Below are 25023 nucleotides of genomic sequence, written 5' to 3' on the forward strand. Positions count from 1 at the left end.
TCTCCCCGCTCGCGGGGCGAGGGAACGACCTCATATATGGGCGCCTCCCGATTCCCGCGAAGCTGAGAGATGACGGCAGGTGCGCCTTGCCCCTTCTCCCCGTCTCGACGGGGAGAAGGTGGCCGATAGGCCGGATGAGGGGCAGGCTGCACGCTCCGCATTCGTTGATATCCTCAGGCGATGGCCTGCTTCTGCAGCTCCACCAGTTCGGCAATGCCGTTTTTGGCCAGATGCATCAGCGTGGCGAATTCTTCTTCGCTGAAGGGGCCGCCCTCAGCCGTTCCCTGGATCTCGACGATGCCGCCCTTGCCGGTCATGACGAAATTGGCGTCGGTCTCCGCCGAGGAATCCTCAAGATAGTCGAGATCGATGACGGGCTGATCGGCAAAGATACCGCAGGAGATAGCGGCGATGTGATCTTTCAGCACGCGCTCGACCTTGACCATGTTGCGGCTTTCCATCCACTTCAGGCAGTCATAGAGCGCGATCCAGCCGCCGGTGATCGAGGCCGTGCGCGTGCCGCCATCGGCCTGGATGACGTCGCAGTCGACGGTGATCTGGCGCTCGCCCAATTCCTTGAGGTCGACGACAGCGCGCAGCGAACGGCCGATGAGGCGCTGGATTTCCTGCGTGCGGCCGCCCTGCTTGCCGGCAGCTGCTTCGCGCTTCATGCGCTCGCCTGTCGCGCGCGGCAGCATGCCGTATTCCGCCGTGACCCAGCCTTTGCCGCTGTTGCGCAGCCATGGCGGCGTCTTGTCTTCCAGGCTTGCCGTGCAGAGCACATGCGTATCGCCGAATTTCACCAGGCAGGAGCCTTCCGCATGCTTGGAAAAATTGCGCTCGAACGACACCTTGCGCATCTGGTCGGTTTTTCTGCCTGAAGGCCGCATTCCACTCTCCTGAATGTTCGTTGACCGCTTCTACGACCCGCAGGCCGCTTTTGCAAAGGAAAAGCAGGCCGCAAAGACGCTCAGCGGCGACGGCGACATTTTTCCCTTTTGCCATTGCTAACTGAATGATTATATTTTGCCTAAGGCTCAACGGAATGGATCTGACAGCGAAATGGTATTCACGACATCGTCGGTCTCGGATGTCATTGCTGCACTGGACGAACGCTCCAAGGAAATCTTCCGCCGCATCGTCGAAGGCTATCTGGAAAATGGTGAGCCCCTGGGCTCGCGCAATCTTTCACGCCTGCTGCCCATGTCGCTGTCGCCGGCTTCCGTGCGCAATGTCATGAGCGATCTGGAGGAGCTGGGACTCATCTATTCGCCGCATGTGAGCGCCGGGCGCTTGCCGACTCAGGTCGGTCTGCGCTTCTTCGTCGATGCTTTCATGCAGGTCGGGGATCTCTCCGCCGAGGATCGAGCCAATATCGATCGGCAGGTGCGCGGCGGCAATCGTGACCAGCCGGTGGAATCGATGATGTCGGAAGCAAGCCGGGTGCTATCGGGCATTTCGCGCGGTGCCGGGCTCGTCATTACCTCCAAGAGCGATCCCGTTCTCAAGCATGTGGAATTTATCCGGCTGGAGCCGACCAAGGCGCTCGCCGTGCTCGTCGGCGAGCACGATCAAGTGGAAAACCGCATCATCGAGCTGCCGGCCGGCACGACCTCGTCGCAGCTGACGGAGGCCGCCAACTTCCTCAACGCCCATATGACCGGCCAGACGATGCCGGAATTGCGGCGGCAATTGCAGAGCCTCAAGGAAAGCGTGCGCCAGGAGCTGGACAGCCTGTCGCATCAGCTGGTCGAGCGCGGTATTGCCGTATGGTCCGGCGGCGATGACGACGGCAAGCCGACGCAGCTGATCGTGCGCGGCCACTCCAACCTGCTGGCCGAAATCGGCGGCGCGGAGGATCTGGATCGCCTGCGCCTCCTCTTCGATGATCTCGAAAAGAAGGACAGCCTCATCGAGATCCTCAATCTTGCCGAAAGCGGACCGGGCGTGCGCATCTTCATCGGCTCGGAAAACAAGCTCTTCTCACTGTCCGGCTCCTCGCTCATCGTCGCACCCTATCGCGACGAGGACGATCGCATCGTCGGCGCGGTCGGCGTCATCGGCCCGACGCGGCTGAATTATGCGCGCATCGTGCCCATGGTCGATTATACCGCTCAGCTGATTTCCCGGCTGTCCCGGCCTGGAATCTGAGGAGCGGATTTAGCTGCTGCGGTCAATCGGGAAGCAAAGTTCCAGATCCGCCCATCTCGGCTGGAAAGTCCTTCTGCTTTGGCAGCCCGTCTCTCAGATGCAGCACTGTCGTCTCGTAGTTGACATGCATGCCAGGCTGAAAATCGAGGTCGGGAAGGACCGCTGCATAGACGTCCGTGACGCCCCACGGCGGATGCTCGGTCAAAAGATGGCCGCCGCAGACCGTGCACCACTTGCGCACGCTCTTTTCGGTTTTCTGATAACTGCCGATTTTGTCCGCGCCCTTGGTGATGTGAACGGCTTCCGGCGGCCAGAGCGAGAAGGCATTGACCGGCCCTGCCGACCATTCCCGACAGGACTCGCAATGACAGTAACCCATCGCCATTGGCTCGCCATCGACTGCGATTTCCACCGCGCCACAGAAACACTTGCCTGAAAGGGATTTGCCGTTAGACATTGATGTCACCTCACGCTGTGCTGAGATGCAGTTCAGCATACCCCCAGGAAGGAGGGCTGAACAGTCGACGTCTTGAACAGCGTCCGGGAGCGGCGAGCCGTATTGCCGCCGCCGCAAAGCCAGGATTTGGCTGTTCTTCTCGACAAAGCCTTGATTTTTTCCGGCCAAACCTCGATATCGGGCACATCCAAAGACCAAGCAATTCGGAGACCGTCATGACCGACGAAACAACAAAAACCGGACCTGACGCCACGGCGGCTGACACGTCAGCGGATTTCGCGCAGGATGCAGCGGAAACCGTTGATGCAGCCGAGCCGTCTCAGCCAGATCCGGTTGAGCTGCTGAAGGCCGAGAACGGCGAACTGCGTGATCGCTACCTTCGCCTTGCTGCCGAGATGGACAACCTCCGTCGCCGCACCGAGCGCGACGTGAAGGATGCAAAGTCCTATTCCGTGGCAAGCTTTGCCCGCGACATGCTCTCGGTGGCCGACAACCTGCGCCGCACGCTGGATGCCATTCCGGCCGACGCCCGTGATGGCGCCGATGCCGGCCTGAAGACGCTGATCGAAGGTGTCGAGATGACCGAGCGTTCAATGCTCTCGGCCCTTGAGCGTCATGGTGTGCGTCAGCTCGAGCCGATCGGGCAGAAGTTCGATCCCAATTTCCATCAGGCCATGTTCGAAGTGCCGAACCCGGAAGTGCCGAACAACACTGTCGTCCAGGTGGTGCAGGCCGGTTTCGTCATCGGCGACCGCGTTCTGCGCCCGGCCATGGTCGGCGTCGCCAAGGGTGGCCCGAAGATCGTCGAAAATGCCGAGCAGGGCGCCAACAGCCCGCTGGACGAGAAAGACGCCTGATCTTTTTTGGCAACGCCAATAAAAGAAGAGAGCCGGACGATCTCGGATCATCCGGCTCTTATTTTTGCCTTGGTCCAGTGTAATCCAAGCGGTTAGGCGGCGTTGGATGCCTGCTCTTCGTTGAGGAAGGCGTAGATGGCGGTGGCGGAATCGGTGGCGCGGAGCTTCGCGACGAGATCCTGGTCCCGCAGAACGCGGGCGATGCGCGAGAGCGCCTTCAGGTGGTCCGCGCCGGCACCTTCAGGTGCGAGCAGCAGGAAGACGAGATCGACAGGCTGGTCGTCCAGCGCCTCGAAATCGACGGGCGCTTCAAGGCGCGCGAAAATGCCGGCGATGGACTTGATGCTGGCAAGCTTGCCGTGGGGAATGGCGATACCGTTGCCGACGCCGGTGGAGCCGAGGCGCTCGCGCTGCAGCACGACGTCGAAGATTTCGCGCTCGGGCAGTCCGGTGAGCTTGGAGGCTTTGGCGGCCAGCTCCTGAAGCAGTTGTTTTTTGGAATTTGCCTTCAAGGCGGGGATGATCGCATCTTGCTGTAGCAAATCTGCCAATGCCATTCTCTTTATCCTTCGTGTCGCCGAGAACCGATGACGGGCAAGCGGCGGCCAGCTGCGATGATGCGCAGCCGCCGCTTATCTTCTATTCTCAGCCTTTGATATTGGCTGCGTCGATCCAGCCAATGTTGCCGTCCTGACGGCGATAGACGATGTTCAAGTGTTCGTTGCCGGGGCTGCGGAAGAGCAGCAGCGGCTCGTCGGTCATGTCGAGCGCCATCACGGCGGTCGCCACCGACATGGTTTTCAGTTGTTTCGTGCTCTCTGCGACGATTGCCGGCGCGAAGTCGGCAGGGATCTCCTCGTCGTCATCGGGAACGCCGTCCATGACGGTGTAGGCGACTTCCGCCTGACCGTTCACGTGATTGCCTGCCTGATGGTCCTTGAGTTTGCGCTTGTAACGACGCAGGCGCTTTTCGATACGCTCGGAGGCAGCGTCGAAAGCAAGCTGCGGGTCCATGGCTTCGCCGGCAGCATGCAATACGACACCGCTATCGAGGTGAAGCTTGCAATCGGCCGCAAAACGCGAACTGGACTTCTGCACAGTTACCTGACCCGAATACCCCCCGTCGAAGTATTTGGTCACGGCCATACCGATCTGGTCCTCGATCCGCTGACGGAAGGAGTCACCAATTTCCATATGTTTACCGGAGACACGCACACTCATGGAGTTTCCCTTCTTGTAGTGGTTATTGCGCGTATCAGTTTACGCCAAGCCTCAAGCTCATCCAAGCACTTCACGCAGTCAAAGGCAAATTGCGTATATCGACCGCCTTTTGGATGGTGGGGATAAGTTTCATGGTCGTGCTGTCCTGCAGCGATTGCGGCGGGCTTCTAGCCCTGCCTCATACGAAAGTCAACTGCATCTTAACGGACCGTTAGGAGTTTGACATCCTGTGGTTGAAGGTTGCCGGCGTCAGAAACCAGAAACTTTGGCTAGAGCCCGCTTCTCTCGGCGCCGTTGCACGGAGGAGGGGATGTTCATGGCTTCGCGGTACTTTGCAACCGTGCGGCGAGCAAGCTCTATCCCGCCCTTCTTCAGCGTATCGACGATATCGTCGTCGGAGAGGACCGCATCCGGGCTCTCGTTCGAGATCAGCAGACGGATCTTGTGGCGCACGGCCTCTGCAGAATGGCTGTCTCCGCCCTCGACGGCGCCGATCGAAACCGTGAAGAAATATTTGAGCTCGAACAGCCCGCGTGGCGTCAGCATGTACTTGTTCGAGGTCACGCGGCTGACCGTCGATTCATGCATCTTGATGGCATCCGCCACGGTTTTCAGGTTGAGCGGCCGCAGATGGTCGACGCCATGCAGCAGGAACGCGTCCTGTTGCCGCACGATCTCGCTTGCCACCTTCATGATCGTCTTGGCGCGCTGGTCCAGGCTGCGGGTCAACCAGTTGGCATTCTGCAGGCATTCCGAAAGAAAGGCATGGTCCTGGCTGGTCTTGGAGACGGAGGCGAAATAGGACTGGCTCACCAATACCCGCGGCAGCGCATCGGGATTGAGTTCTACCAGCCAGCTACCGTCCGCTGAGGGACGCACGACGATATCGGGCATGATCGCCTCCGATATGTCTGTTTCGAAACCGCTGCCGGGCTTCGGGTTGAGCTGGCGGATTTCCGCCATCATGTCGAGCAGGTCTTCCTCATCGACGCCGCAGAGCCGCTTCAGCGTGGCGAAATCGCGCCGGGCAAGCAGCTCGAGATTCTCGATCAACCGCTCCATGGCGGGATCGAAGCGATCCTTCTGCCGGAGCTGGATTGCCAGGCATTCGCTGAGGGAGCGGGCAAAGACGCCGGGCGGATCGAGTTGCTGCAAGGCCTCCAGCACGCGCTCGACGTCGGCAAGCGTCGCACCAAGGCGTTCGGCCGTCTCACCGAGTTCGCCGCGCAGATAGCCACAGTCGTCGAGCTGGTCGACGAGATGCTGGGCGATCAGCCGGTCGCCCATGGCGGGAAGCGAGAAGGGAATCTGTTCGTTGAGATGATCGCGCAGCGACACCTGGCCCGCGACGAAATCGTCCAGGTCGTAGCCTTCACCGGCATCGCCGCCGGGCATGGACTTCCACTGGCTGAGCAGCTCCGGCGCATCGGCGCGCTGCGGGTTGCCGTCATCGGGAAAGACGTCGCTGAAATTGGTGTCGAGCTCGTCGCTCAGCCGGTTGGCGTTGCCGGTATTGTCGCTCTCGTACCAATCGCTCGCAAGATCGCCGGCATTGCGTTCGGAGCCATCCTCGCCATGGGCTTCTTCCATGGTCTCGAAGCGTTCGTCCCTGGCCTCGCGATCGCCGCCGCTGCCTATATCCTCGTCATTTGACGCAAATTCCAGCAGCGGATTCTTTTCGACTTCCTGTGCGATGAACTGCGTGAGCTCGAAATGCGTCATCTGCAGCAACTGGATGGATTGCATCAGTTGCGGTGTCATCACCAGGCTCTGGCTTTGGCGCAGGAAAAGATTGGCCGATAATGCCATGGCGGACGCGGGACTCCCCTTGAACTCCTCGGGAATCCGCGCCTCTTTTCACTAAAATTCTCGCGAAATTCCAACTGGCCCAAAAATTGCTTTTTTATTGGATTTGGTCAAGCGGAACTGTGAAGCCGAAGTAAATTTCCGGCGCGCGGTAGCATTCGCTAATATTGGCGGATGGGAGGACGGAATTTCAGCCTATCAGAGGCTGAAATTGTCGCCCAGATACAGCTTGCGTACTTCAGGATTGCTGACGATGTCGTTCGCCCTGCCATGGGTCAGGACTTCACCCGCATGGATGATATAGGCGCGGTCGATCAGGCCGAGCGTCTCGCGCACATTGTGGTCCGTGATCAACACGCCGATGCCGCGCGCCGTCAGGTGATGCACGAGGTTCTGAATGTCGGCGACCGAGATCGGGTCGACGCCGGCAAAAGGTTCGTCGAGCAGCATGAAGGTCGGATCGGTGGCCAGCGCGCGGGCGATTTCCAGGCGCCGCCGCTCGCCGCCTGAAAGCGCGATCGCCGGCACGCTGCGCAGATTGCGAATGTGGAATTCCTCCAGCAATTCGTCGATCTTGCGTTCCCGCTTCGTCTTGTCCCTTTCGTGGACTTCGAGCACGGCGCGGATGTTTTCTTCCACGGTCAGTCCACGGAAGATCGAGGCTTCCTGCGGCAGGTAGCCGACACCGAGCCGCGCCCGGCGATACATCGGCATCGAGGTAACATTGTTGCCGTCGATCTCGATCGTGCCTTCATCGACCGGCACCAGTCCGGTGATCATGTAGAAGCACGTCGTCTTGCCGGCGCCGTTCGGCCCCAGCAGCCCGACTGCCTCGCCGCGGCGCACCACCAGCGAAACACCGTTGACGACACGTCGCGTCCGGTAGGTCTTGGTGAGGCCCCGGGCGATCAGCGTGCCCTTATAGCGTGCCTTGTCCGCGGCCGGTGCGCTCGATGCCGCAGAAGACGGCCCGGGCACGCCGGGCAAGGTGGAAGTGGTCGATGTCGTCACGAGGGGGCCGGTATCAGTTTTTCTTTTGTTGTTGTTGCTGCACTTGCTGCGACTTCGGGTCGAGCTGAATCTGGACGCGACCGCCACAGGAATCCAGCTGTGCTTCACCCGTCGCCATATGCACGGTGAGCTGGCAGCCTGTGAAAACATTCGGTCCGTCGGTCAGAACCACCTTCTTGCCTTTGAGGATCGCAAGCTGGTTGGCCATGTCGAAGGAGCCGTCCTCCGCCGTCGCGGTCTGCGTTCCGGAAACGAGGTAGACCTTGTCGGTGACCAGAATGTGGTCGATGTTGGCATCGCCCGACACGAGCGACTGGTTCTGCTCCTTGGCAGCCTTGGCGACCGGATTGTCGGGCTGCTTGGCATCTCCTGCCTGCTTCTTCTTGTAGAAGACCGTCATCTTGCCGGCCTGCATGGTCGTGGTGCCCTGGACCACCTTGACATTGCCGGTGAAGACCGCCTGGCTCTCCTGGTCATGGATCTCGAGCTTGTCGCTTTCGATCTGGATCGGTTGATCCTTGGAGAGGGCAAGACCCGGCATCGAGCTGGTCGTCGACTGCGCGCCGGCGTTTGCGGCCGCAAAGAAGACGGCTGCGCCAAAAGCACAGAGAAGGCCGGCCTTGCGCAAGCCGGAATTGAAAATTGAATTAGACCAATACTTTATCATGAACCGCCCGGCTTCTGTTGGCTATCTGAATTATGGAGAGCGGCAGGTTCGATGTTCATCCGAACCTGCCCGTCGAATTCGATTACGCTCCCCTTATCCGTCATCTTGAGCGAACGCGCAACAACCGACATACCACCGCGGGTGATAGCAACCTCGTCCTGGCTGGAAAGGTCCCCCTTCTTCACATCCAGGAAGGCGGTCTTGAATTCGGCGTGCAGCCCGTTGTCCATCAGGATGGTAAAGGGCTCGGTCAGCTTCAGTGTATCGGCCTGGCGGTCGAAATCCGCGCTCGCGGCCGTAACATGGGCGATCACGTCGGTATTGACCGGCATTGATGCCTTGATGGTCTTGAGCGTGATCATGTTGGGATTCTTGATATCCTGAAGCGCTTTTTCGGCAAGCAGCGAGTAGTTGATACCATCCTTGTTGCGCCCGGCAATAGCGGGGCGTTCCATGACGACCTTGCCATCCTCGATCTTGGCGCCCTCGATCTGGATGTTTGCCGGCAGATAGGCGCGGATGACGGAGACGGCAATAAAAAGGAGCGAGATGATGATGGCGGCAAGCGGCAGCAGCACCCTGAGCCGCTTTACGCGGTTAGAATGGAAAATCGCGTCTTTATACGCGTTCCGTTCCGGCACCGAGCGTATTGCCTCGCCGGGGGGCTCGATCGTATTGAGCATGCAACAGGTCCGTCTTTTATGATCCGGAGAACCGCATTCACGCTATGCGAGGCTGTGCCAAAAAGCCTATCGGATCGTTTCGCATTATTGCACTGGCTTGCCAATATGGATTTTTTCCTGCTGTGGGCGAATTTTAGCAGAAAAATATACCATAAGCCGGTTTCATCAGGTCGGGCGATGTCCTATCTCATGAACCAGCAGAGCGGCGTCCGTCGACGACATCGAAAACGGGAAACGCTTTTCTCTAAGGATTGTGCCCGTTTCAAGGTGTCATACATCCGGTTTGTGGCGCTTTCAATTTGTTGCAGGGAGAAATAAGGCGTGATGGACAGTTCTGCAATCGCGGATCGGCGACAATTGCGCCGCAAGGTTGGTTTCTGGCGCATTGTTGCCGTTTTGCTCCTTGTGGCATTGGGTTTTGCGCTTTATCGCTTTGTTTCGGCCGACCTGCCGGATGCGCGGGGCCCGCAGATCGCCCGCGTCAAGATTTCCGGGCTCATTCAGGATGATCCGGAGCTGCTGGAGCGGCTGAAGAAGATCCGCGACAATGATCAGGTCAAGGCGCTGATCGTGTCGATCTCTTCGACCGGCGGAACGACCTATGGCGGCGAACGCATCTTCAAGGCGATCCGCGCCGTCGCCGCCAAGAAGCCGGTCGTATCGGACATCCGCACCGTCGCAGCTTCTGCCGGCTACATGATAGCGACAGCCGGCGATGATATCGTTGCGGGCGATACCTCCATCACCGGGTCGATCGGCGTCATCTTCCAGTATCCGCAGGTCAAGGACCTGCTCGACAAGGTCGGCGTTTCGCTCGATGAGATCAAGTCGGCACCGCTGAAGGCCGAACCGTCGCCCTTCCATCCTGCCAGCGAAGACGCCAAGAACATGATCCGCAACATGGTCATGGATAGCTATGGCTGGTTCGTCGATCTGGTGGCGGATCGCCGCAAGCTGTCGCGCGACGAAGTGCTGAAGCTTGCCGACGGCAGCATCTTCACCGGCCGCCAGGCGCTTCAGAACAAGCTGATTGACACACTCGGCGGCGAGGACGAAATCCTCGCCTATCTCGAAACGCGCAAGGTCAAGAAGGATCTGCCCATCGTCGATTGGAAGCCGGAAGACAAAACTTCGTCCTTCTTTTGGCCGGGTGCCGCTTCCTGGTTGCTAAATCGTCTCGGTTATGATGATTTTGTTAAAGGAGAGAGTCTCCAGAAAATCATGACCGATAAGTTGTTTCTTGACGGCCTGCTTTCTGTTTGGCAGGGTGCAGCCAATTGATAAATCAATGATTTAAGGGGATAGCTGTGATCAAGTCGGAACTGGTGCAGATTGTTGCCGCCCGCAACCCGCATCTCTATCACCGCGACGTCGAAAATATCGTCAATGCTGTCTTGGATGAGATCACCGATGCGCTCGCAGCGGGAAACCGGGTTGAGCTTCGCGGCTTCGGTGCTTTTTCCGTCAAGAACCGGCCTTCGCGCTCAGGTCGCAACCCGCGCACCGGCGATACGGTCTTCGTCGAAGAAAAATGGGTTCCCTTCTTCAAGACCGGCAAGGAATTGCGCGAGCGCCTGAATCCGGGCGCCGGCGACGACGAGGAAGACGACAACTGATCGGGCCAGTCCGGTCGAGTTTCCCCAAATGCGCCGACGGAAATAGTTGTCGGACATGATTGTGCCGCGACGCGGTGGCACTTGAATTCAGCCGTCTCTTTTCTATTCTGCGGCTGAAGGCGGCTTGGGTGCGGGACATCCATGGCCGCGGACAAAGGAGCTGCGCAATGGCCAAGAAGATCGTCAATCTGCTGATATTGCTGCCGCTCGGCATCATCCTCATCATATTCTGCGTCGCCAACAGGCAATCCGTGACATTGGCCCTCAATCCGTTCCGACCGGAAGATCAGGTGCTGTCGCTGAATGCGCCGCTGTTCGTTTTGCTATTTGTGGCGCTGATCCTCGGTATGATCGTCGGGGCCGCGGTCACCTGGTTCAATCAGGGAAAGCATCGCAAACGTGCCCGCAATCAATCGCGGGAAGCGGTGCGCTGGCAGGCCGAAGCCGATAAGCATCGCACGCGTGCCGAAGAAATCGCCGGGCAGCTGCCGTCAAAGTGACGTGAAGTCGGCGAGCCGCATCTCTTTATAGTCGCCCTCCGGCGAGGCGCCGTCGCCGATGATCTCGAAGCCGAGCCTCCTATAAAAAGCCATGGCGCGGACGTTTTTGACCAGGCATTTCAGCCGGTAGCGACGCCGAGGCCAATCGGGCAGGCCGGCAAGCAGCGCCTTGCCGACGCCGCGGCCCTGGAAGGCCGGCAGAACATAAAGCATATGGATGAAGTCATCCGGCTCCCAGACTGCGGCAAAGCCGGCAATTACACCATGCCCGTCCTCGCAGACGAACAGGCGTTCGCCATTGGTATGAATGGCAAAATCTTCAAGGGCGAAATGCCCGGGATCGACCCATAGGAACGTTTCGCGACGGACACGGAGATAGATCTCCGCAAGCTGCTGCATGTCCCGTTCGCGTGCAGGCCGGACGGCCCAGGTCTCGAATTTCGATGTCATGATCGACTATATGGGGCCGAAATATTCGGCTGGCAATCAGGCGCTCGCCTGGCCGTTGATGGCAGCGGTGAAATCGGCAAAAAACTGCTGCGCCAGCTTCTTGGCGCTGGAATCGACCAGGCGGGAGCCAAGCTGCGCGATCTTGCCGCCGACCTGCGCCTTCGCCTCATATTGCAGGATGGTCTCGTTGCCGTCTTCCTTGAGTATGACGTCCGCGCCGCCCTTGGCAAAGCCGGCAATGCCGCCCTTTCCTTCTCCCGAGATCGTATAGCTTTCCGGCGCATTGATGTTGGAAAGCTTGACCTCGCCGTTGAAGGAAGCCGAAACGGGGCCGATCTTCAGCTTGACGGTTGCCGTCAGCTCCGTCGGGGAGACCCAGTCGAGGCTTTGACAGCCGGGGATGCATTGTTTGAGGATTTCGGAATTGTTCAGCGCAGCCCAAACGGCATCTCTGGGTGCTGCGATCCGTTCCTCACCGGTCATGTCCATGCACAATCCTCCCAATGTGACATTTTGTGCATGGATCATCGCAGATCGGAAAGCGCTTTGCCAAGTGGCGGCCAGATGCTATTTGCACGCACATATCAATTTTGAGACAAGCATGGTGAAACATAGGGAAAGCCGGCCCGGCCAGAAAAATACGGGCGGCCTTGGGGCGAAACCCCGGCGTGACATGCCCGGCAAGCCGCCGGCAAAGCCCGCGCATGCTTCAAGGCCAGCCAAGCCTTTGCGTGATGCCAAGCCTCCGCGCGATCATGGCGAGCGTGTTGCAGAGTCGCGTTCTGCATCACCTGCCGCCGCCGCGCCGGAACGCCCGCTGATCGCCCGAACCGGTGAGCGTCCGCCGGAGCGCGTGCCGGTTATCCTGGAATCGCTCGGTGCCGGTGATTTCCACCTGATCGACAGCGGCAATGGCCTCAAGCTCGAGCAATACGGTCCCTACCGCATCGTCCGGCCTGAGGCACAGGCGCTGTGGCCGCCGTCGCTTGCCGCGCATATCTGGGATAATGCAGATGCGATCTTCACCGGCGATACCGATGAGGACGGCATGGGCCGCTGGCGTTTTCCGCGCGAGGCGCTCGGCGAGACATGGCCGCTGCAATTGCTCGGTGTCGATTTTCTCGGTCGCTTCACCGCATTTCGCCATGTCGGCGTCTTCCCGGAGCAGATCGTGCACTGGGCATGGATGAAGGAGCAGGTCGAGGCGGCGCAACGGCCACTGAAGGTCCTGAATCTATTCGGCTACACCGGCGTCGCCTCCCTGGTGGCGGCTGCTGCCGGGGCTGAAGTGACGCATGTTGACGCTTCGAAGAAGGCGATCGGCTGGGCGCGCGAAAACCAGGCTTTGGGCCGCATGGAAAAACTGCCGATCCGCTGGATCTGCGAGGATGCGATGAAGTTCATCCTGCGCGAGGAGCGGCGCGGCAACAAATACGACATCATTCTCACCGACCCGCCGAAGTTCGGCCGCGGCCCGAATGGCGAGGTCTGGCATCTGTTCGAACACTTGCCGCTGATGCTCGATATCTGCCGCGAGATCCTGTCGCCGAAGGCGCTCGGCCTCGTGCTGACGGCCTATTCCATCCGAGCCAGCTTCTATTCTATACATGAGTTGATGCGCGAGACGATGCGCGGTGCCGGCGGCGCCGTCGAATCCGGCGAACTCGTCATCCGCGAGGCCGGCCTCGATGGCCGCACGCCGGGCAGGGCGCTTTCCACCTCTCTCTTCAGCCGCTGGGTGCCGAAATGAACCAGGATTTTCGTAGTGACGGCCCGCGCAAGGTCGGACAGGTCAAAGAGGTTACCTCGCTTGCCAATCCGATCGTCAAGGATATCAAGGCGCTGACGGTCAAGAAGTCTCGCGAGGAAAGCGGCGCCTTCCTGGCCGAAGGACTGAAGCTCGTCATCGATGCGCTCGAGCTCGGCTGGACGATCCGCACGCTTGTTTACGCCAAGGCCGCCAAGGGCAAGCCTCTCGTCGAACAGGTCGCCGCCAAGACGGTCGCGGCCGGCGGGCTGGTGCTGGAGGTCAGCGAAAAGGTCATTGGCTCCATTACACGCCGCGACAATCCGCAGATGGTGGTCGGCGTCTTCGAGCAGCGCTGGCGGCCGCTTCGCGACGTCAAGCCGAAGGCGGGCGAGACCTGGGTGGCGCTCGATCGCGTGCGCGATCCCGGCAATCTCGGCACCATCATCCGCACTGCCGATGCGGCCGGCGCTTCCGGTGTCATCCTCGTCGGAGAAACGACCGATCCGTTTTCGCTGGAAACCGTGCGTGCCACCATGGGCTCGGTCTTTGCCGTTCCTGTCGTCAAAGCGACGCCGGAGGAGTTTCTGATCTGGAAGAAGACGGCCGGTGTCGCTGTCGTCGCCACCCATCTGGCTGGCGCCGTCGATTACCGCACCATCGATTACAAGAAGAAGCCCGTCGTCATCCTGATGGGTAACGAGCAGTCCGGCTTGCCGGATGCCCTGGCGAAAGAGGCCGATGCGCTCGCCCGTATCCCGCAGGCCGGCCGCGCGGATAGCCTCAATCTGGCGGTCGCGACGGCAGTCATGCTGTTCGAAGCACGCCGCCATATCCTGACCCTGAGCGAGACCCGATGACCGATAGCGAGACCCATGAGCAGCCGACTGCAAAGCCGGCCCTGTTTTCACGGCCCCTGCCGATCCTGATCTTCATCGTGGTTGCGGTCATTCTCGACCAGGCCATCAAGATCATGGTGGATCATTGGCTGCCGCTGCAGGAGATGGTGCCGGTCATTCCGATGCTGGCGCTCTATCGCACCTATAATCTAGGCGTGGCCTTCTCCATGCTTTCGGGCATGGACGGCTGGTTCATCGTCGGGATGCGGCTCGTCATCGTCGCCTTCGTGCTGTGGCTCTGGCGGCGCACGCCCGATCATCGCTGGCTCGCGCATATGGGTTTTGCCCTGATCATTGCCGGCGCGCTCGGCAATCTGCTTGATCGCTTTCTCTACGGTCACGTGATCGATTACATCCTGTTTCATACGCAGACATGGTCTTTCGCGGTTTTCAATCTTGCCGACAGTTTCATCACCGTCGGGGCAGGCTGCGTCATTCTCGACGAGCTTCTGATGCCGAAAAAGGCAAAAGTTTAAAATTCTAGCGAATCCCTGAAGGCATCGGGAAGAATGCCCATGTTAGCCAGACTGTATGAGCACTCTGGCAGATTTGCAGGAAAAGCTTGCCGCGGCGGCAGTTCACGACCAAACGGGACCGATCGAAGGGTCGACCGCCGACGAGTCGCCGCTTGCAAAATCGACCGTGCCACGTGAGGCAGGCCGGCACTCGGCGCCGCCTGCGCAAACCTGGTGGCTGCAAAGCCATTGGCTGAATGGTGGCGGTCTTGTGGCCGGGGCCGCCTTTCTTGCGATCGGCTTCGCCGGAGGTCCTCTGGTGCTTTTAGGCTTTCTTGGCCTCGCAGCCCTTGCGCTGGCAGCCGTCGGCATCGTCAAAACGCAAGGCGCGGCGCGCGAGCCCGAGATTGTCGCTGCCAATTTCAGCGAGAGCGATCACGATCGCCTATGGGAGTACAAGGAAAGCACCAGCCTCCTTGCTACCGTCCACGATGCGCTTGGCGACATCGCGGTCACGCGCAGCATCGACCGCCGGATTCTGCATGCCAACGCCACCTTCAGTAGATTGACCGGAAGGTCGCACCCCGAAGGCCTGACGCTGGAAGAAGCTGGCCTCGTATTCCGTGCCGTCACCGATGCGAAGCATCAGGATGCGGAAATCGCGACACCCGAGGGCCGGCGCATCTTCGCCTGGCACGATGTCATGTTCCGCGATGCGACGACCGGGCAATTATGCATACAGAGCATCGCGCGCGACGTGACGGAGGAGCGGCAGGCAGCCCGCCTGCGCGAAGACGCGCGGCTGAAGGCCGAATACAACAGTGCCGCCAAATCGAGGCTGCTCGCCACCGTCAGCCATGAGATCCGCACGCCGCTGTCGGGCATTCTCGGCATGAACCATCTGCTTGCCCAGACGCCGCTGACCCTGGAGCAGGCAAATTACCTGACGGGCATTCGTCAGTCGGGTCACGCGCTGGTGCAGCTGGTCGAAGATCTCCTTGATTTCTCCACGATCGAAGTCGGTCGCTTCCAGTTGCATCCGCGCACGGAGGCTTTGCGGCCGCTGCTGGAAGGCGTCATCGAGATGCTTGCGCATCGAGCCCATGAGAAGGGCATCGAAATTGCCGCGAGCGTTGCGGCCGATGTTCCCGAGAGCATGGAATTTGATCCAGCCCGGCTGCGCCAGATCCTGTTCAACGTCATCGGCAATGCGGTTAAGTTCACCCAGACCGGCGGTGTTCTAGTCAGCGTCGACCTCAACGGCCGGGATTTGACAATATCGGTGCGCGACAGCGGTCCCGGCATGACCGAGGAAGAACAGGCCCGCGTCTTCGGCGAATTCGAACAGGCCGGCACCACGGTGGAAAGAAGCGCCGGCACCGGCCTTGGCCTTGCAATCTCCGCCCGCATCCTGCGCGAATTCGGCGGCGGGCTCAGCGTTGCCAGCGAGCGCGGCGAGGGCAGCGAATTCGTCATCTCCTTCCCGGTCGGCCTGATTGCCGGCGAAGACGGATACGATCGGCGCAATACCATGCTTAGGGGATCTCGTATCCTGCTGCTGGCTCCCCAAGGGGCGGCAAGCACGGCCATCATGCGAACCATCCAGACCCTTGGCGGCCATTGCCGGCTGATCGGCCCGGGCGACATGGATGACCTGCTGCCTTCGTTTCCGATGGGCGAGGGCGGGGTTTGGACGGATCTCATCGTCGACCATCGCATGGCGCCCTGGTACTTCAGCGAGGGAAATGCGCTTGCGGTGCCAAGGCTGCGCAAGATCTTCCTGGTCAATCCCGAGGAGCGCAACACCCATCCGCTCGATCTTTTCGACGCCTGGCTCATCCGGCCGCTGCGCGAACAGTCGCTGATCGATGTGCTGAGAGGCCGCATGCGCGGCATGGAAAAGCGCGAAGCCTTGATCGAGGCAGTCTCCGAGATCGGCATAACGACACCAGAGTCGGAAGACCGCGCGCTCGATATTCTGCTGGGTGAGGATGACCCGGTCAATGCGATGCTGGTTCGGGCCATGCTCTCCAAGGCTGGCCACAGGGTTCGCCTCGTCGAGGATTTCGACGGTCTTCGAGCCCGCACCGAAGACGGCGAAGCGCGGCCGGAGGTGCTGGTGACGGATTTCAATATGCCGGGCGGTACGGGTGCGGCTGTGCTTGCGCAATTGCGCGCTCATGAACGCAGGCATGGCCTGCCGCCGCTTCCGATCATAGTGCTGACCGCGGACAGCCGCGATTCGATCCGTCGCCAGGCACTGCTGGCCGGAGCCGATGCCGTCATCGTCAAGCCGGTTGATCCCGAAAAGCTGACGGCCGCGCTACGCGGCCTGTCGAGATCGGTCTTCGAACGCGCCTAGAAATCATCCGCGATCTGCGGATGAAAATTGCAAAGCCGGCTCATCAATGCTTGATAGCGGCGTTTGACATGGCTCAACTTATGGCAATCGTCCTCGCTAAGTTGGGGATGGCGCGTCCATTCGAAAAATTGCAACGGGCACGGTTCTTGCTTTTAGCCAAGCTGCGTGTCACTTTCCTGTCGCACGAATTTGGTTTATGGCGCTATATCGGCCCGCAGGGGGAGAATCGCCATGTCCATCGAAATTTTGAATCGCGAAGCTCAGGGCGAAATGGTTCAGTCTTCAAAGGCAACGGTTGAGCCAGTTGCCAGCGATGTGCTTGGACGCATCGGAAATCTCGAAACGCGCCTTGCCCGCACGGCGCGCGAAATCGATGCCGCTCAGGCCGTCCGCTACCGCGTTTTCGTCGAGGAGATGAACGCGCAACTGCCGGCTGAGGCCATGCGTCGTCAGCGTGATGTCGACAGCTGGGACGACATTTGCGACCATCTTCTGGTGCTGGACCGCTCGCTTGAGGGCGATCCGGAAGACCAGATCGTCGGCACCTATCGCCTGCTGCGCCAGGAAGTGGCCATGGCCAATGGCGGCTTCTATTCCTCATCGGAATTCGACATCGATGCGCTGCTCGCCCGTCATCCCGATAAGCGCTTCATGGAGCTCGGCCGTTCCTGCGTGCTGCCGGATTACCGCAACAAGCGTACGGTGGAACTGCTCTGGCAGGGCAATTGGGCCTATGCGCTGAAGCATGGCATGGGCGCCATGTTCGGTTGCGCATCCTTTCCGGGCATTCTGCCGGAGCAGCATGCGCTGGCGCTTTCCTTCCTCTATCACAATGTTCTCGCCAAGGACGAATGGGCCGTCGGTGCGCTGCCATCGCTGGCACGCAACATGGATCTGATGCCGGTCGAGGCCGTCAATCCGAAGAAGGCGCTGATGTCGCTGCCGCCCTTGATCAAGGGCTATCTGCGTCTCGGCGCCATGGTCGGCTCGACCGCCGTGGTCGATCAGGCTTTCAACACGACGGACGTTCTGATCGTCCTGCCGATCGCCAGCATCTCCAACCGCTACGTGAACTATTACGGCGCGGATGCCGGTCGCTTCGCCAGCTGAGGACTATCAAGGGATCGCGAAAATATCGATCGCATCCGTGATGCCGCGCAGCGCGACATGATGCGATTGCGGCGTGAGGCCGCGCCTTGTCATCAGTTCGGCAGCGCGAGGATGATCGAGCACCGAGCTGGTGGCGAAGATCTCGCGTGACGTGGCGAGGTGCTGGACGCGGGATGCGATATTGACCGTCTGCCCGAAATAATCCTGTCGTTCGTTCAGGCTCACGGCGATGCACGGCCCCTCATGGATGCCGATTTTCAGGAGAAGATCGTCATTGCCGCGCTCTTCATTGAGGCTGAGCATGGCCTCGCGCATCCGCATCGCCGCAGTGAGCGCCCGGTCCGGCGTCGGGAAGGTCGCCATGACCGCATCGCCGATCGTCTTGACGACCGCGCCCGCCTCTGCCGCCACGATCTCATGCAGGATACCGAAATGCGTCTTGACCAGATCGAAGGCCGCAAGATCGCCAACCCTTTCGTATAATTCCGTCGAACCGCGCAGGTCGGTGAACAGAAAGGTCAGGCTGGTGATCTTCAGCCGCTGATCGATGTCAATCGTGTCCGTCCGATAGATGTCACGGAAGGTCTGGTTGGAAAGCAGGCGCTTGGCGGTCAGAAATGGCCGGCGTTGTCCAAGCAGCGTGTGAAGGGCATCGTTGGCCACGCAGATCGATGGCAGCACGCGAAGGTCCGTGTGGTTCTCCATCTGGACGCGTAGCGGGCCGGGCCGCAATTCTATGGCCTCGCTATGGCGATGCATGCGATCGAAAACGAGCGAGAGAGCCTGCCGCTCCTTCGATGGTTCTCCCTTCACGTCGAGGAATTGCGCCGCATGCGTGACCGGCTCGAAGATGATGGTGAATTCCGCCGGCAATTGAAGCGATATGACCGCTTTCTCGCCCGGCGGCAGTTCCAGGGATTCCAAAACGAACTGATCGACTTTTTCTTCGTAACCCTCGTCGGGAAGGTCGATGCCTGAGCCCCAATAAATCTGGCGGAAATATTCGAGCGGCGGCAGATCGTGCGGATTGTGCGCTTCTATGTGGCGCACGCGTGGACTGACGGTGAAGGTGACTTCGACCATCTCGTCGAGCGTCGGCTCATATCCGGCTGCGCAAAGCGTGCAGTTATAGGTATCGCTCTGCACGGTTTTGAGTGAAGTATTGGCATCCAACACTCCGCCGCAGCCGGGGCAAAGAACATTCCACGACATCTCGAACAGGCCGAGGCGCGAGGCGTGCAGGAAGGCATTGACGGCCTGTTCTTCATCGAAGCCGTGGCCTGCCGCAAAGGCGAGCGCATTCACACGGTTGAGCTTGCGGTCGGGTGCCTCAAGAACGAGCCGCTCGATAGCATCGACAATGTCAGGCTGCGCTGAATGGCGCAGCACTCCGAACAGGACCTGAGCTTCACTCATTCCCCTATTTTACACCGAATTGATACGGCAGCCCATCACCTTTGTTGGGTCGCCGGCTCAGTCTTATGGGGTAGTGGTTACGAGCCCGCGCCATAGGCGGCGATGGCGGCCATGTTGACGATATCGGAATCCTTGGCGCCCATCGATGTGATCTGCACCGGCTTGTCGAGACCTACGAGCAGCGGCCCGATGACCGTCGAGCCGCCGAGCTCCTGCAGCATCTTGGTGGAGATCGCCGCAGAGTGGAAGGCGGGCATGACAAGCACGTTTGCCGGTCCGGAAAGTCGCGAGAAGGGATAGAGGTTTTCCATGAGCTTGCGGTCCAGCGCCACATCCGCCGCCATTTCGCCGTCGAATTCAAAATTGACGTATCGCTTGTCGAGAATATTAACCGCTTCACGCACCCGCTCGGAGCGTTCGCCTGGGGGATGGCCGAAGGTGGAATAAGCGAGCATGGCGACGCGCGGCTCATAGCCCATGCGCCGGGCGAAGCCGGCAGCTTCCTCGGCGATATCGGCCAGTTCTTCGGAGGTCGGCATGTCATGCACGGCGGTATCGGCAACGAAGACGGTTCGGCCGCGGGCAAGCACGATCGATATGCCGATGACCCGGTGTCCCGGCTTGGCGTCGATGCAGCGGCGCACATCGCCAAGCGCAGTCGAATAGTTGCGCGTCACGCCCGTCACCATGCCGTCGGCATCGCCCAGTGCGACCATGCACGCGGCAAAATGATTGCGGTCGTTGTGGATCAGGCGCGTCACGTCACGATGCAGGTAGCCCTGGCGCTGCAGCCGGGCATAGAGATAATCGATATAGGCATCACCGCGCTTCGAGATGCGGGCATTGACGATCTCGAGGCCTGGGCGGTTGAGATCGATGCCGGCGCGCTCGGCGGTTGCCTGGATCAGATCCTCGCGGCCGAGCAGGATTGCCGTGCCAAGCCCCTGATTGGCGTAGGAGAGGGCGGCGCGCATGACCTGCTCTTCTTCCGCCTCGGCAAAGACGATGCGCTTCTGGTGCCGGCGGACACGCTCGTAGAGCTGCGCCAGTGTTGAGGCGATCGGATCGCGCCGGGCAGAGAGTTCGCGCGCATAAGCGGCCATGTCGGAAATTTCGCGGCGTGCGACGCCGCTCTCGATCGCGGCTTTTGCGACAGCCACCGGAATGGCCGAGATCAGGCGCGGGTCGAAGGGCACAGGGATGATGTACTGCGCGCCGAAGCGCGGCCGCGCGCCCTGATAGGCTGCCACGACATCGTCAGGCACGTCTTCGCGCGCAAGGCTCGCCAGCGCGTTGACGGCGGCGATCTTCATCTCGTCATTGATGGTGGTGGCGCGCACGTCGAGGGCGCCGCGGAAGATATAGGGAAAACCGAGGACATTGTTGACCTGGTTCGGATAGTCCGAGCGCCCCGTCGCCATGATGGCGTCGTCGCGGATGCGGGCGACTTCTTCCGGCGTGATTTCCGGATCCGGATTGGCCATGGCGAAAATGATCGGCCGGTCGGCCATGGAGCGGATCATATCCTCGGAAAAGGCGCCCTTCTGCGAGAGGCCGAACACGACGTCGGCGCCCTTCATTGCTTCCGCTAGCGTGCGCTTGTCGGTCTTGACGGCGTGTGCCGACTTCCACTGGTTCATGCCTTCGCTGCGACCCTGGTAGATCACGCCCTTGGTGTCGCAAAGGACGATGTTTTCCGGGGCGAAGCCCATCGACTTGATCAGCTCGATGCAGGCGATGGCGGCAGCGCCAGCGCCGTTGCAGACGAGCTTGGTGGTCTTCAGGTCGCGGCCGGTCAGCTCCAGCGCGTTGATGAGGCCGGCAGCGGCGATGATGGCGGTTCCGTGCTGGTCGTCATGGAACACGGGGATATCCATGAGCTCGCGCAGGCGCTGCTCGATGATGAAGCAGTCGGGTGCCTTGATATCTTCCAGATTGATGCCGCCGAAGGATGGGCCGAGATAGCGCACGCAATTGATGAATTCGTCGACATTCTCGGTGTCGATCTCGAGATCGATCGAATCGACGTCGGCGAAGCGCTTGAACAGCACCGATTTGCCTTCCATGACCGGCTTGGAGGCGAGTGCGCCGAGATTGCCGAGGCCGAGAATGGCTGTGCCGTTCGAAATGACAGCGACCATGTTGCCGCGCGAAGTATAATCGTAGGCGGTGGCCGGATCGGCGGCGATCGCTTTCACCGGGACGGCGACACCGGGCGAATAGGCAAGGGAAAGATCGCGTTGTGTCGCCATCGGCTTGGTCGGGTTGATCTCAAGCTTGCCGGGGCGCCCGTTCTTGTGGAAGTCCAGTGCTTCCTGATCGGTGATCCCCGTTCCCGGACGCGACTTGCTCTTGCTGTCAGCCATTGTTCCTCCAAACCTCCTGTGGGCGACCGGTCCCTCTTGTCCGATAGCTGTTGTCTTCTATAGCGGCGCGCGGATAGGGTGGCACCTCATTTTTTTGGAAAAACTGCACCTCCGTGAACGAACGTATTAACGCCAGCATCGATGCTTTCTCGGCCGCCGAGCTTGCCTCGGAGGAAAGCCGTGCCTCGGCCACTCCGATGATGGAGCAATATATCGAGATCAAGGCGAATAATCCCGGTTCGCTGCTGTTCTATCGCATGGGCGACTTCTACGAACTGTTCTTCGAAGACGCCATCGACGCCTCGCGCGCGCTCGGCATCACGCTGACGAAGCGCGGCCAGCACATGGGGCAGGATATCCCGATGTGCGGCGTGCCGGTTCATGCCGCCGATGATTATCTGCAAAAGCTGATCGGTCTCGGCTTCCGCGTTGCTGTATGCGAGCAGGTGGAGGATCCTGCCGAAGCGAAAAAGCGCGGCGGCAAATCGGTGGTGCGGCGCGATGTCGTGCGCCTGGTGACGCCGGGTACGATCACCGAAGAAAAGCTGCTTTCGCCCTCGGAATCCAATTATCTGATGGCGCTCACCCGTATTCGCGGTGGCGCCGAGCCGCAGCTGGCGCTTGCCTGGATCGATATTTCGACAGGCGTCTTCCGTCTTGCAGAAACAGAGACGTCGCGGCTGCTCGCCGATATCCTGCGCATCGATCCGAGAGAACTGATCCTGCCGGATACGATGTTTCATGATCCGGAGCTGAAGCCGGTTTTCGATATCCTCGGCCGGACCGCTGTTCCGCAGCCGGCGGTACTCTTCGACAGCGCCAGCGCCGAGGGACGGATCACGCGTTACTTCGGCGTCTCGACACTCGATGGTTTTGGCACGTTCAGCCGCGCCGAATTGGCTGCGGCTGCGGCTGCAATTGCCTATGTCGAAAAGACCCAGCTCGCCGAGCGGCCCCCGCTGGGACTGCCGGAGCGCGAAAGCGGCGCCTCGACACTTTTCATTGATCCCGCCACGCGCGCCAATCTCGAACTGGTGCGCACGCTCTCCGGCGACCGCAACGGTTCGCTGCTGAAGGCGATCGACCGTACCGTGACCGGCGGCGGTGCCCGCCTTCTTGCCGAGCGGCTGATGTCGCCACTGACCGACCCTGCCCGTATCAACGAACGGTTGGATTCGATCGGCTTTCTGACCGAGGAGCCATCGCTCTGCAGCGATCTGCGTTCGGCATTGAAGCATGTGCCCGACATGCCGCGCGCCCTGTCGCGCCTTGCGCTCGATCGTGGCGGCCCGCGCGATCTCTGGGCGATCCGTCAGGGGCTGGCGGCGGCGGCCGATCTTGCCCGGCTTCTCGATGGCGCCTTGCTGCCGGAAGAGCTTGCCGCCGCACTGGACGGACTGAAAGCTTTACCGGCTGATCTCGAAGCCATGCTTGCGGCGAATCTTGCCGACGAGCTGCCCCTGCTGAAGCGCGACGGAGGTTTCCTGCGGGAAGGGGCGAATGCCGAGCTGGATGAAGTGCGGGCACTGCGCGACCAGTCGCGCCGCGTCATCGCCGGCCTGCAGCTGCAATATGCCGAGGAAACCGGCATCAAGTCGCTGAAGATCAAGCACAATAATGTGCTCGGCTACTTTATCGAGGTCACCGCCGGCAATGCCGGTCCGATGACGGACACCAGCGAAGCCAAGGCGCGCTTCATCCATCGCCAGACCATGGCGAATGCCATGCGCTTCACCACTACAGAACTTGCCGATCTTGAAAGCCGCATTGCCAATGCCGCCGACAAGGCGCTGGCGATCGAACTCGAGGCCTTCGACCGCATGGTTGCGGCCGTTGTGGCCGCTGCCGAGGCGATCAAGACCGGCGCCCGCGCGTTGTCGGTGATCGATGTCGCGGCGGGGCTTGCACTGCTTGCCGAGGAGCAGGCCTATTGCCGGCCCGTCGTCGACGGCAGCCGCATGTTCGCGATCGAAGGCGGCCGTCATCCAGTCGTCGAACAGGCGCTGCGCCGTCAGGCCGGCGGTCCGTTCGTCGCCAACAATTGCGATCTTTCGCCGAAAGCCGACGGCAAGGATGGCGCCATCTGGCTCCTGACCGGCCCGAACATGGGCGGTAAATCCACCTTCCTGCGCCAGAATGCTTTGATCGCTATTCTAGGGCAGATGGGCTCCTTCGTGCCCGCCGCTTCGGCCCATATCGGTATCGTCGACCGGCTCTTCTCGCGCGTCGGCGCTTCCGATGATCTTGCCCGTGGCCGCTCGACCTTCATGGTCGAGATGGTCGAGACGGCGGCGATCCTCAACCAGGCAACGGAACGCTCCCTCGTCATCCTCGACGAGATCGGTCGTGGCACCGCGACCTTCGACGGTCTTTCGATCGCATGGGCAGCCGTCGAGCATCTGCATGAAGCCAACCGATGCCGCGGTCTGTTCGCCACGCATTTCCACGAGCTGACCGTGCTCTCGGAAAAGCTCGGCCGGCTTTCCAATGCCACCATGCGCGTCAAGGAATGGGATGGCGATGTCATCTTCCTGCACGAGGTTGGGCCGGGGGCTGCCGATCGCTCCTACGGTATCCAGGTGGCGCGACTCGCCGGTCTGCCGGCTTCCGTTGTGGCGCGCGCCCGCGATGTCCTGACGCGGCTTGAAGATGCCGACCGCAAGAATCCGGCAAGCCAGCTCATTGATGATCTCCCCCTCTTCCAGGTGGCCGTCCGCCGGGAGGAAGCCGTTGGCCGGCGCGAGCCGTCCAAGGTTGAGGAACGGCTGAAAACGCTCGATCTTGACGATCTGACGCCGCGAGCCGCCCTGGATGTGCTCTATGAACTGAAGAAAACGCTTACCAAGACCAGTTGACCGCAGGCGATATTCCAAAGGCAATATGATGTATCTCGAAGTTCTTCTCGCCGAAGTCCGCATTCTGGGTGAGCGCTTCTCTCCGATCGCCGCGCGCGGCAAGATCTGCGGCGAGGGCGAAGCCCCGGACTGTGAATCCGATCGGGGCCTGCTCGATATCACGCTGTCCTGCAGCCGCATTTCCGATATCTGCTCCAAGATCGCCAAGGCCGGTTATTGGGAATGCGAGCGCGAAATGGTGACGCAGATCGGCGCTCAATCGCGAAACATACTATATAGTTTGAACGAGCTCAGACGGGCACTTGGGCCGGCAAGGCCCTAAAACTGCCGATTTCTGCGTCGATGGCCGTCACGCTTCGTCAACCTTGGCCCGATAGAAATCTTGACGGATCAT

At 60.5% G+C, this 25023-nt stretch carries 24 protein-coding genes; 12 read left to right on the forward strand and 12 right to left on the reverse strand.

All coding sequences use genetic code 11. The annotated features are described in order from the left end of the window. Positions 1–173: 173 nt before the first annotated feature. Positions 174–890, reverse strand: a complete 717-nt coding sequence (gene rph / locus FBZ97_RS23770) for a ribonuclease PH (protein ID WP_145322246.1) — start codon at positions 888–890, stop codon at positions 174–176. A 172-nt stretch (positions 891–1062) separates the two neighbouring features. On the opposite strand from rph, the gene hrcA reads away from it, so the two are divergent. Beyond that, positions 1063–2151: a heat-inducible transcriptional repressor HrcA gene (hrcA, locus tag FBZ97_RS23775; protein ID WP_069611131.1), complete on the forward strand. Its 1089-nt coding sequence runs from the start codon at positions 1063–1065 to the stop codon at positions 2149–2151. Between the two features lie 22 nt (positions 2152–2173). On the opposite strand, the gene FBZ97_RS23780 is transcribed toward hrcA, so the two are convergent. After that, positions 2174–2608, reverse strand: a complete 435-nt coding sequence (locus tag FBZ97_RS23780; RefSeq protein ID WP_145322248.1) for a GFA family protein — start codon at positions 2606–2608, stop codon at positions 2174–2176. A gap of 215 nt (positions 2609–2823) precedes the next feature. On the opposite strand from FBZ97_RS23780, the gene grpE reads away from it, so the two are divergent. After that, on the forward strand, positions 2824–3465 hold the full coding sequence (grpE, locus tag FBZ97_RS23785; RefSeq protein WP_112722001.1) for a nucleotide exchange factor GrpE: 642 nt from the start codon (positions 2824–2826) through the stop codon (positions 3463–3465). Positions 3466–3557: 92 nt separating this feature from the next. On the opposite strand, the gene ptsN is transcribed toward grpE, so the two are convergent. The 6 genes from ptsN to lptC form a co-directional block, all read right to left on the reverse strand. Continuing rightward, positions 3558–4022, reverse strand: coding sequence for a PTS IIA-like nitrogen regulatory protein PtsN (gene ptsN, locus FBZ97_RS23790; RefSeq protein WP_113329975.1), 465 nt, complete (start codon positions 4020–4022; stop codon positions 3558–3560). An 88-nt stretch (positions 4023–4110) separates the two neighbouring features. Continuing rightward, positions 4111–4686 carry a ribosome-associated translation inhibitor RaiA gene (raiA, locus tag FBZ97_RS23795; protein WP_095433787.1) on the reverse strand — a complete coding sequence of 192 codons (576 nt, stop codon included), beginning with the start codon at positions 4684–4686 and terminating at the stop codon, positions 4111–4113. Between the two features lie 249 nt (positions 4687–4935). Then, positions 4936–6495, reverse strand: coding sequence for an RNA polymerase factor sigma-54 (gene rpoN / locus FBZ97_RS23800; RefSeq protein WP_145322250.1), 1560 nt, complete (start codon positions 6493–6495; stop codon positions 4936–4938). Positions 6496–6690: 195 nt separating this feature from the next. Further along, on the reverse strand, positions 6691–7470 hold the full coding sequence (lptB, locus tag FBZ97_RS23805) for an LPS export ABC transporter ATP-binding protein (RefSeq protein WP_167078315.1): 780 nt from the start codon (positions 7468–7470) through the stop codon (positions 6691–6693). 46 nt (positions 7471–7516) lie between these two features. Then, entirely contained in the window at positions 7517–8170 is a 654-nt protein-coding gene (locus tag FBZ97_RS23810) for an LptA/OstA family protein (RefSeq protein WP_145322252.1), read from the reverse strand. Continuing rightward, positions 8167–8853, reverse strand: a complete 687-nt coding sequence (gene lptC, locus FBZ97_RS23815) for an LPS export ABC transporter periplasmic protein LptC (protein WP_113329978.1) — start codon at positions 8851–8853, stop codon at positions 8167–8169. The genes FBZ97_RS23810 and lptC overlap by 4 nt, the downstream gene beginning before the upstream one ends. A 324-nt stretch (positions 8854–9177) precedes the next feature. Between lptC and sppA the strand changes: the two genes are divergently transcribed. From sppA to FBZ97_RS23830, 3 genes are all read left to right on the forward strand, one after another. Then, positions 9178–10134, forward strand: coding sequence for a signal peptide peptidase SppA (gene sppA, locus FBZ97_RS23820; RefSeq protein ID WP_145322254.1), 957 nt, complete (start codon positions 9178–9180; stop codon positions 10132–10134). Positions 10135–10160: 26 nt separating this feature from the next. Further along, the gene (locus tag FBZ97_RS23825) at positions 10161–10469 is read left to right on the forward strand and encodes an integration host factor subunit beta (RefSeq protein WP_015338608.1); all 309 of its coding nucleotides are present in this window, start codon (positions 10161–10163) and stop codon (positions 10467–10469) included. A gap of 167 nt (positions 10470–10636) precedes the next feature. Next, positions 10637–10969, forward strand: coding sequence for a LapA family protein (locus tag FBZ97_RS23830; RefSeq protein WP_069611376.1), 333 nt, complete (start codon positions 10637–10639; stop codon positions 10967–10969). On the opposite strand, the gene FBZ97_RS23835 is transcribed toward FBZ97_RS23830, so the two are convergent. Together FBZ97_RS23835 and FBZ97_RS23840 are read right to left on the reverse strand one after the other, a co-directional pair. After that, positions 10961–11419, reverse strand: coding sequence for a GNAT family N-acetyltransferase (locus tag FBZ97_RS23835; RefSeq protein ID WP_145322256.1), 459 nt, complete (start codon positions 11417–11419; stop codon positions 10961–10963). The two genes, FBZ97_RS23830 and FBZ97_RS23835, sit on opposite strands and share 9 nt — an antisense overlap. A 36-nt stretch (positions 11420–11455) precedes the next feature. Then, positions 11456–11908: a carbon monoxide dehydrogenase subunit G gene (locus FBZ97_RS23840; protein ID WP_113329981.1), complete on the reverse strand. Its 453-nt coding sequence runs from the start codon at positions 11906–11908 to the stop codon at positions 11456–11458. A gap of 112 nt (positions 11909–12020) precedes the next feature. On the opposite strand from FBZ97_RS23840, the gene FBZ97_RS23845 reads away from it, so the two are divergent. The 5 genes from FBZ97_RS23845 to FBZ97_RS23865 all read left to right on the forward strand — a co-directional run bounded on the left by FBZ97_RS23845 (position 12021) and on the right by FBZ97_RS23865 (position 17992). Beyond that, a complete protein-coding gene (locus tag FBZ97_RS23845) occupies positions 12021–13169 on the forward strand; it encodes a class I SAM-dependent methyltransferase (RefSeq protein ID WP_145322259.1) in 1149 nt (382 codons plus the stop codon). Further along, on the forward strand, positions 13166–14026 hold the full coding sequence (locus FBZ97_RS23850) for an RNA methyltransferase (protein ID WP_113351321.1): 861 nt from the start codon (positions 13166–13168) through the stop codon (positions 14024–14026). Before FBZ97_RS23845 ends, FBZ97_RS23850 begins: the two co-directional genes overlap by 4 nt. Beyond that, a complete protein-coding gene (gene lspA / locus FBZ97_RS23855; protein ID WP_069611144.1) occupies positions 14023–14541 on the forward strand; it encodes a signal peptidase II in 519 nt (172 codons plus the stop codon). Before FBZ97_RS23850 ends, lspA begins: the two co-directional genes overlap by 4 nt. A gap of 55 nt (positions 14542–14596) precedes the next feature. Further along, positions 14597–16882 carry a PAS domain-containing hybrid sensor histidine kinase/response regulator gene (locus tag FBZ97_RS23860; protein WP_145322261.1) on the forward strand — a complete coding sequence of 762 codons (2286 nt, stop codon included), beginning with the start codon at positions 14597–14599 and terminating at the stop codon, positions 16880–16882. Between the two features lie 231 nt (positions 16883–17113). Beyond that, on the forward strand, positions 17114–17992 hold the full coding sequence (locus FBZ97_RS23865) for a GNAT family N-acetyltransferase (RefSeq protein ID WP_113390004.1): 879 nt from the start codon (positions 17114–17116) through the stop codon (positions 17990–17992). Between the two features lie 6 nt (positions 17993–17998). Here the strand turns inward: FBZ97_RS23865 and FBZ97_RS23870 are convergent, their stop codons facing one another. Then, the gene (locus tag FBZ97_RS23870; RefSeq protein WP_113329986.1) at positions 17999–19408 is read right to left on the reverse strand and encodes an adenylate/guanylate cyclase domain-containing protein; all 1410 of its coding nucleotides are present in this window, start codon (positions 19406–19408) and stop codon (positions 17999–18001) included. Between the two features lie 77 nt (positions 19409–19485). Beyond that, positions 19486–21774 carry an NADP-dependent malic enzyme gene (locus FBZ97_RS23875; RefSeq protein WP_145322263.1) on the reverse strand — a complete coding sequence of 763 codons (2289 nt, stop codon included), beginning with the start codon at positions 21772–21774 and terminating at the stop codon, positions 19486–19488. 113 nt (positions 21775–21887) lie between these two features. On the opposite strand from FBZ97_RS23875, the gene mutS reads away from it, so the two are divergent. Continuing rightward, positions 21888–24629 carry a DNA mismatch repair protein MutS gene (mutS, locus tag FBZ97_RS23880; RefSeq protein WP_145322266.1) on the forward strand — a complete coding sequence of 914 codons (2742 nt, stop codon included), beginning with the start codon at positions 21888–21890 and terminating at the stop codon, positions 24627–24629. A gap of 28 nt (positions 24630–24657) precedes the next feature. Continuing rightward, positions 24658–24951, forward strand: coding sequence for a hypothetical protein (locus FBZ97_RS23885; protein ID WP_145322754.1), 294 nt, complete (start codon positions 24658–24660; stop codon positions 24949–24951). Positions 24952–25023 lie beyond the last annotated feature (72 nt).

Origin of the sequence: Rhizobium sp. ERR 942 (genome assembly GCF_007828395.1) — a bacterium.
Lineage (GTDB): Bacteria > Pseudomonadota > Alphaproteobacteria > Rhizobiales > Rhizobiaceae > Rhizobium > Rhizobium dioscoreae.

Bases quoted from the DNA above. Each gene is read 5' to 3' on its own strand.
- lptC (WP_113329978.1), bottom strand. From the start codon at position 8,853: ATGCTCAATACGATCGAGCCCCCCGGCGAGGCAATACGCTCGGTGCCG.
- grpE (WP_112722001.1), top strand. From the start codon at position 2,824: ATGACCGACGAAACAACAAAAACCGGACCTGACGCCACGGCGGCTGAC.
- rpoN (WP_145322250.1), bottom strand. From the start codon at position 6,495: ATGGCATTATCGGCCAATCTTTTCCTGCGCCAAAGCCAGAGCCTGGTG.
- FBZ97_RS23870 (WP_113329986.1), bottom strand. From the start codon at position 19,408: ATGAGTGAAGCTCAGGTCCTGTTCGGAGTGCTGCGCCATTCAGCGCAG.
- FBZ97_RS23845 (WP_145322259.1), top strand. From the start codon at position 12,021: ATGGTGAAACATAGGGAAAGCCGGCCCGGCCAGAAAAATACGGGCGGC.
- FBZ97_RS23860 (WP_145322261.1), top strand. From the start codon at position 14,597: ATGAGCACTCTGGCAGATTTGCAGGAAAAGCTTGCCGCGGCGGCAGTT.
- FBZ97_RS23840 (WP_113329981.1), bottom strand. From the start codon at position 11,908: ATGGACATGACCGGTGAGGAACGGATCGCAGCACCCAGAGATGCCGTT.
- FBZ97_RS23850 (WP_113351321.1), top strand. From the start codon at position 13,166: ATGAACCAGGATTTTCGTAGTGACGGCCCGCGCAAGGTCGGACAGGTC.
- FBZ97_RS23780 (WP_145322248.1), bottom strand. From the start codon at position 2,608: ATGTCTAACGGCAAATCCCTTTCAGGCAAGTGTTTCTGTGGCGCGGTG.
- FBZ97_RS23885 (WP_145322754.1), top strand. From the start codon at position 24,658: ATGTATCTCGAAGTTCTTCTCGCCGAAGTCCGCATTCTGGGTGAGCGC.
- lspA (WP_069611144.1), top strand. From the start codon at position 14,023: ATGACCGATAGCGAGACCCATGAGCAGCCGACTGCAAAGCCGGCCCTG.
- raiA (WP_095433787.1), bottom strand. From the start codon at position 4,686: ATGAGTGTGCGTGTCTCCGGTAAACATATGGAAATTGGTGACTCCTTC.
- FBZ97_RS23865 (WP_113390004.1), top strand. From the start codon at position 17,114: ATGTCCATCGAAATTTTGAATCGCGAAGCTCAGGGCGAAATGGTTCAG.
- FBZ97_RS23810 (WP_145322252.1), bottom strand. From the start codon at position 8,170: ATGATAAAGTATTGGTCTAATTCAATTTTCAATTCCGGCTTGCGCAAG.
- FBZ97_RS23835 (WP_145322256.1), bottom strand. From the start codon at position 11,419: ATGACATCGAAATTCGAGACCTGGGCCGTCCGGCCTGCACGCGAACGG.
- rph (WP_145322246.1), bottom strand. From the start codon at position 890: ATGCGGCCTTCAGGCAGAAAAACCGACCAGATGCGCAAGGTGTCGTTC.
- hrcA (WP_069611131.1), top strand. From the start codon at position 1,063: ATGGTATTCACGACATCGTCGGTCTCGGATGTCATTGCTGCACTGGAC.
- sppA (WP_145322254.1), top strand. From the start codon at position 9,178: ATGGACAGTTCTGCAATCGCGGATCGGCGACAATTGCGCCGCAAGGTT.
- FBZ97_RS23875 (WP_145322263.1), bottom strand. From the start codon at position 21,774: ATGGCTGACAGCAAGAGCAAGTCGCGTCCGGGAACGGGGATCACCGAT.
- FBZ97_RS23830 (WP_069611376.1), top strand. From the start codon at position 10,637: ATGGCCAAGAAGATCGTCAATCTGCTGATATTGCTGCCGCTCGGCATC.
- ptsN (WP_113329975.1), bottom strand. From the start codon at position 4,022: ATGGCATTGGCAGATTTGCTACAGCAAGATGCGATCATCCCCGCCTTG.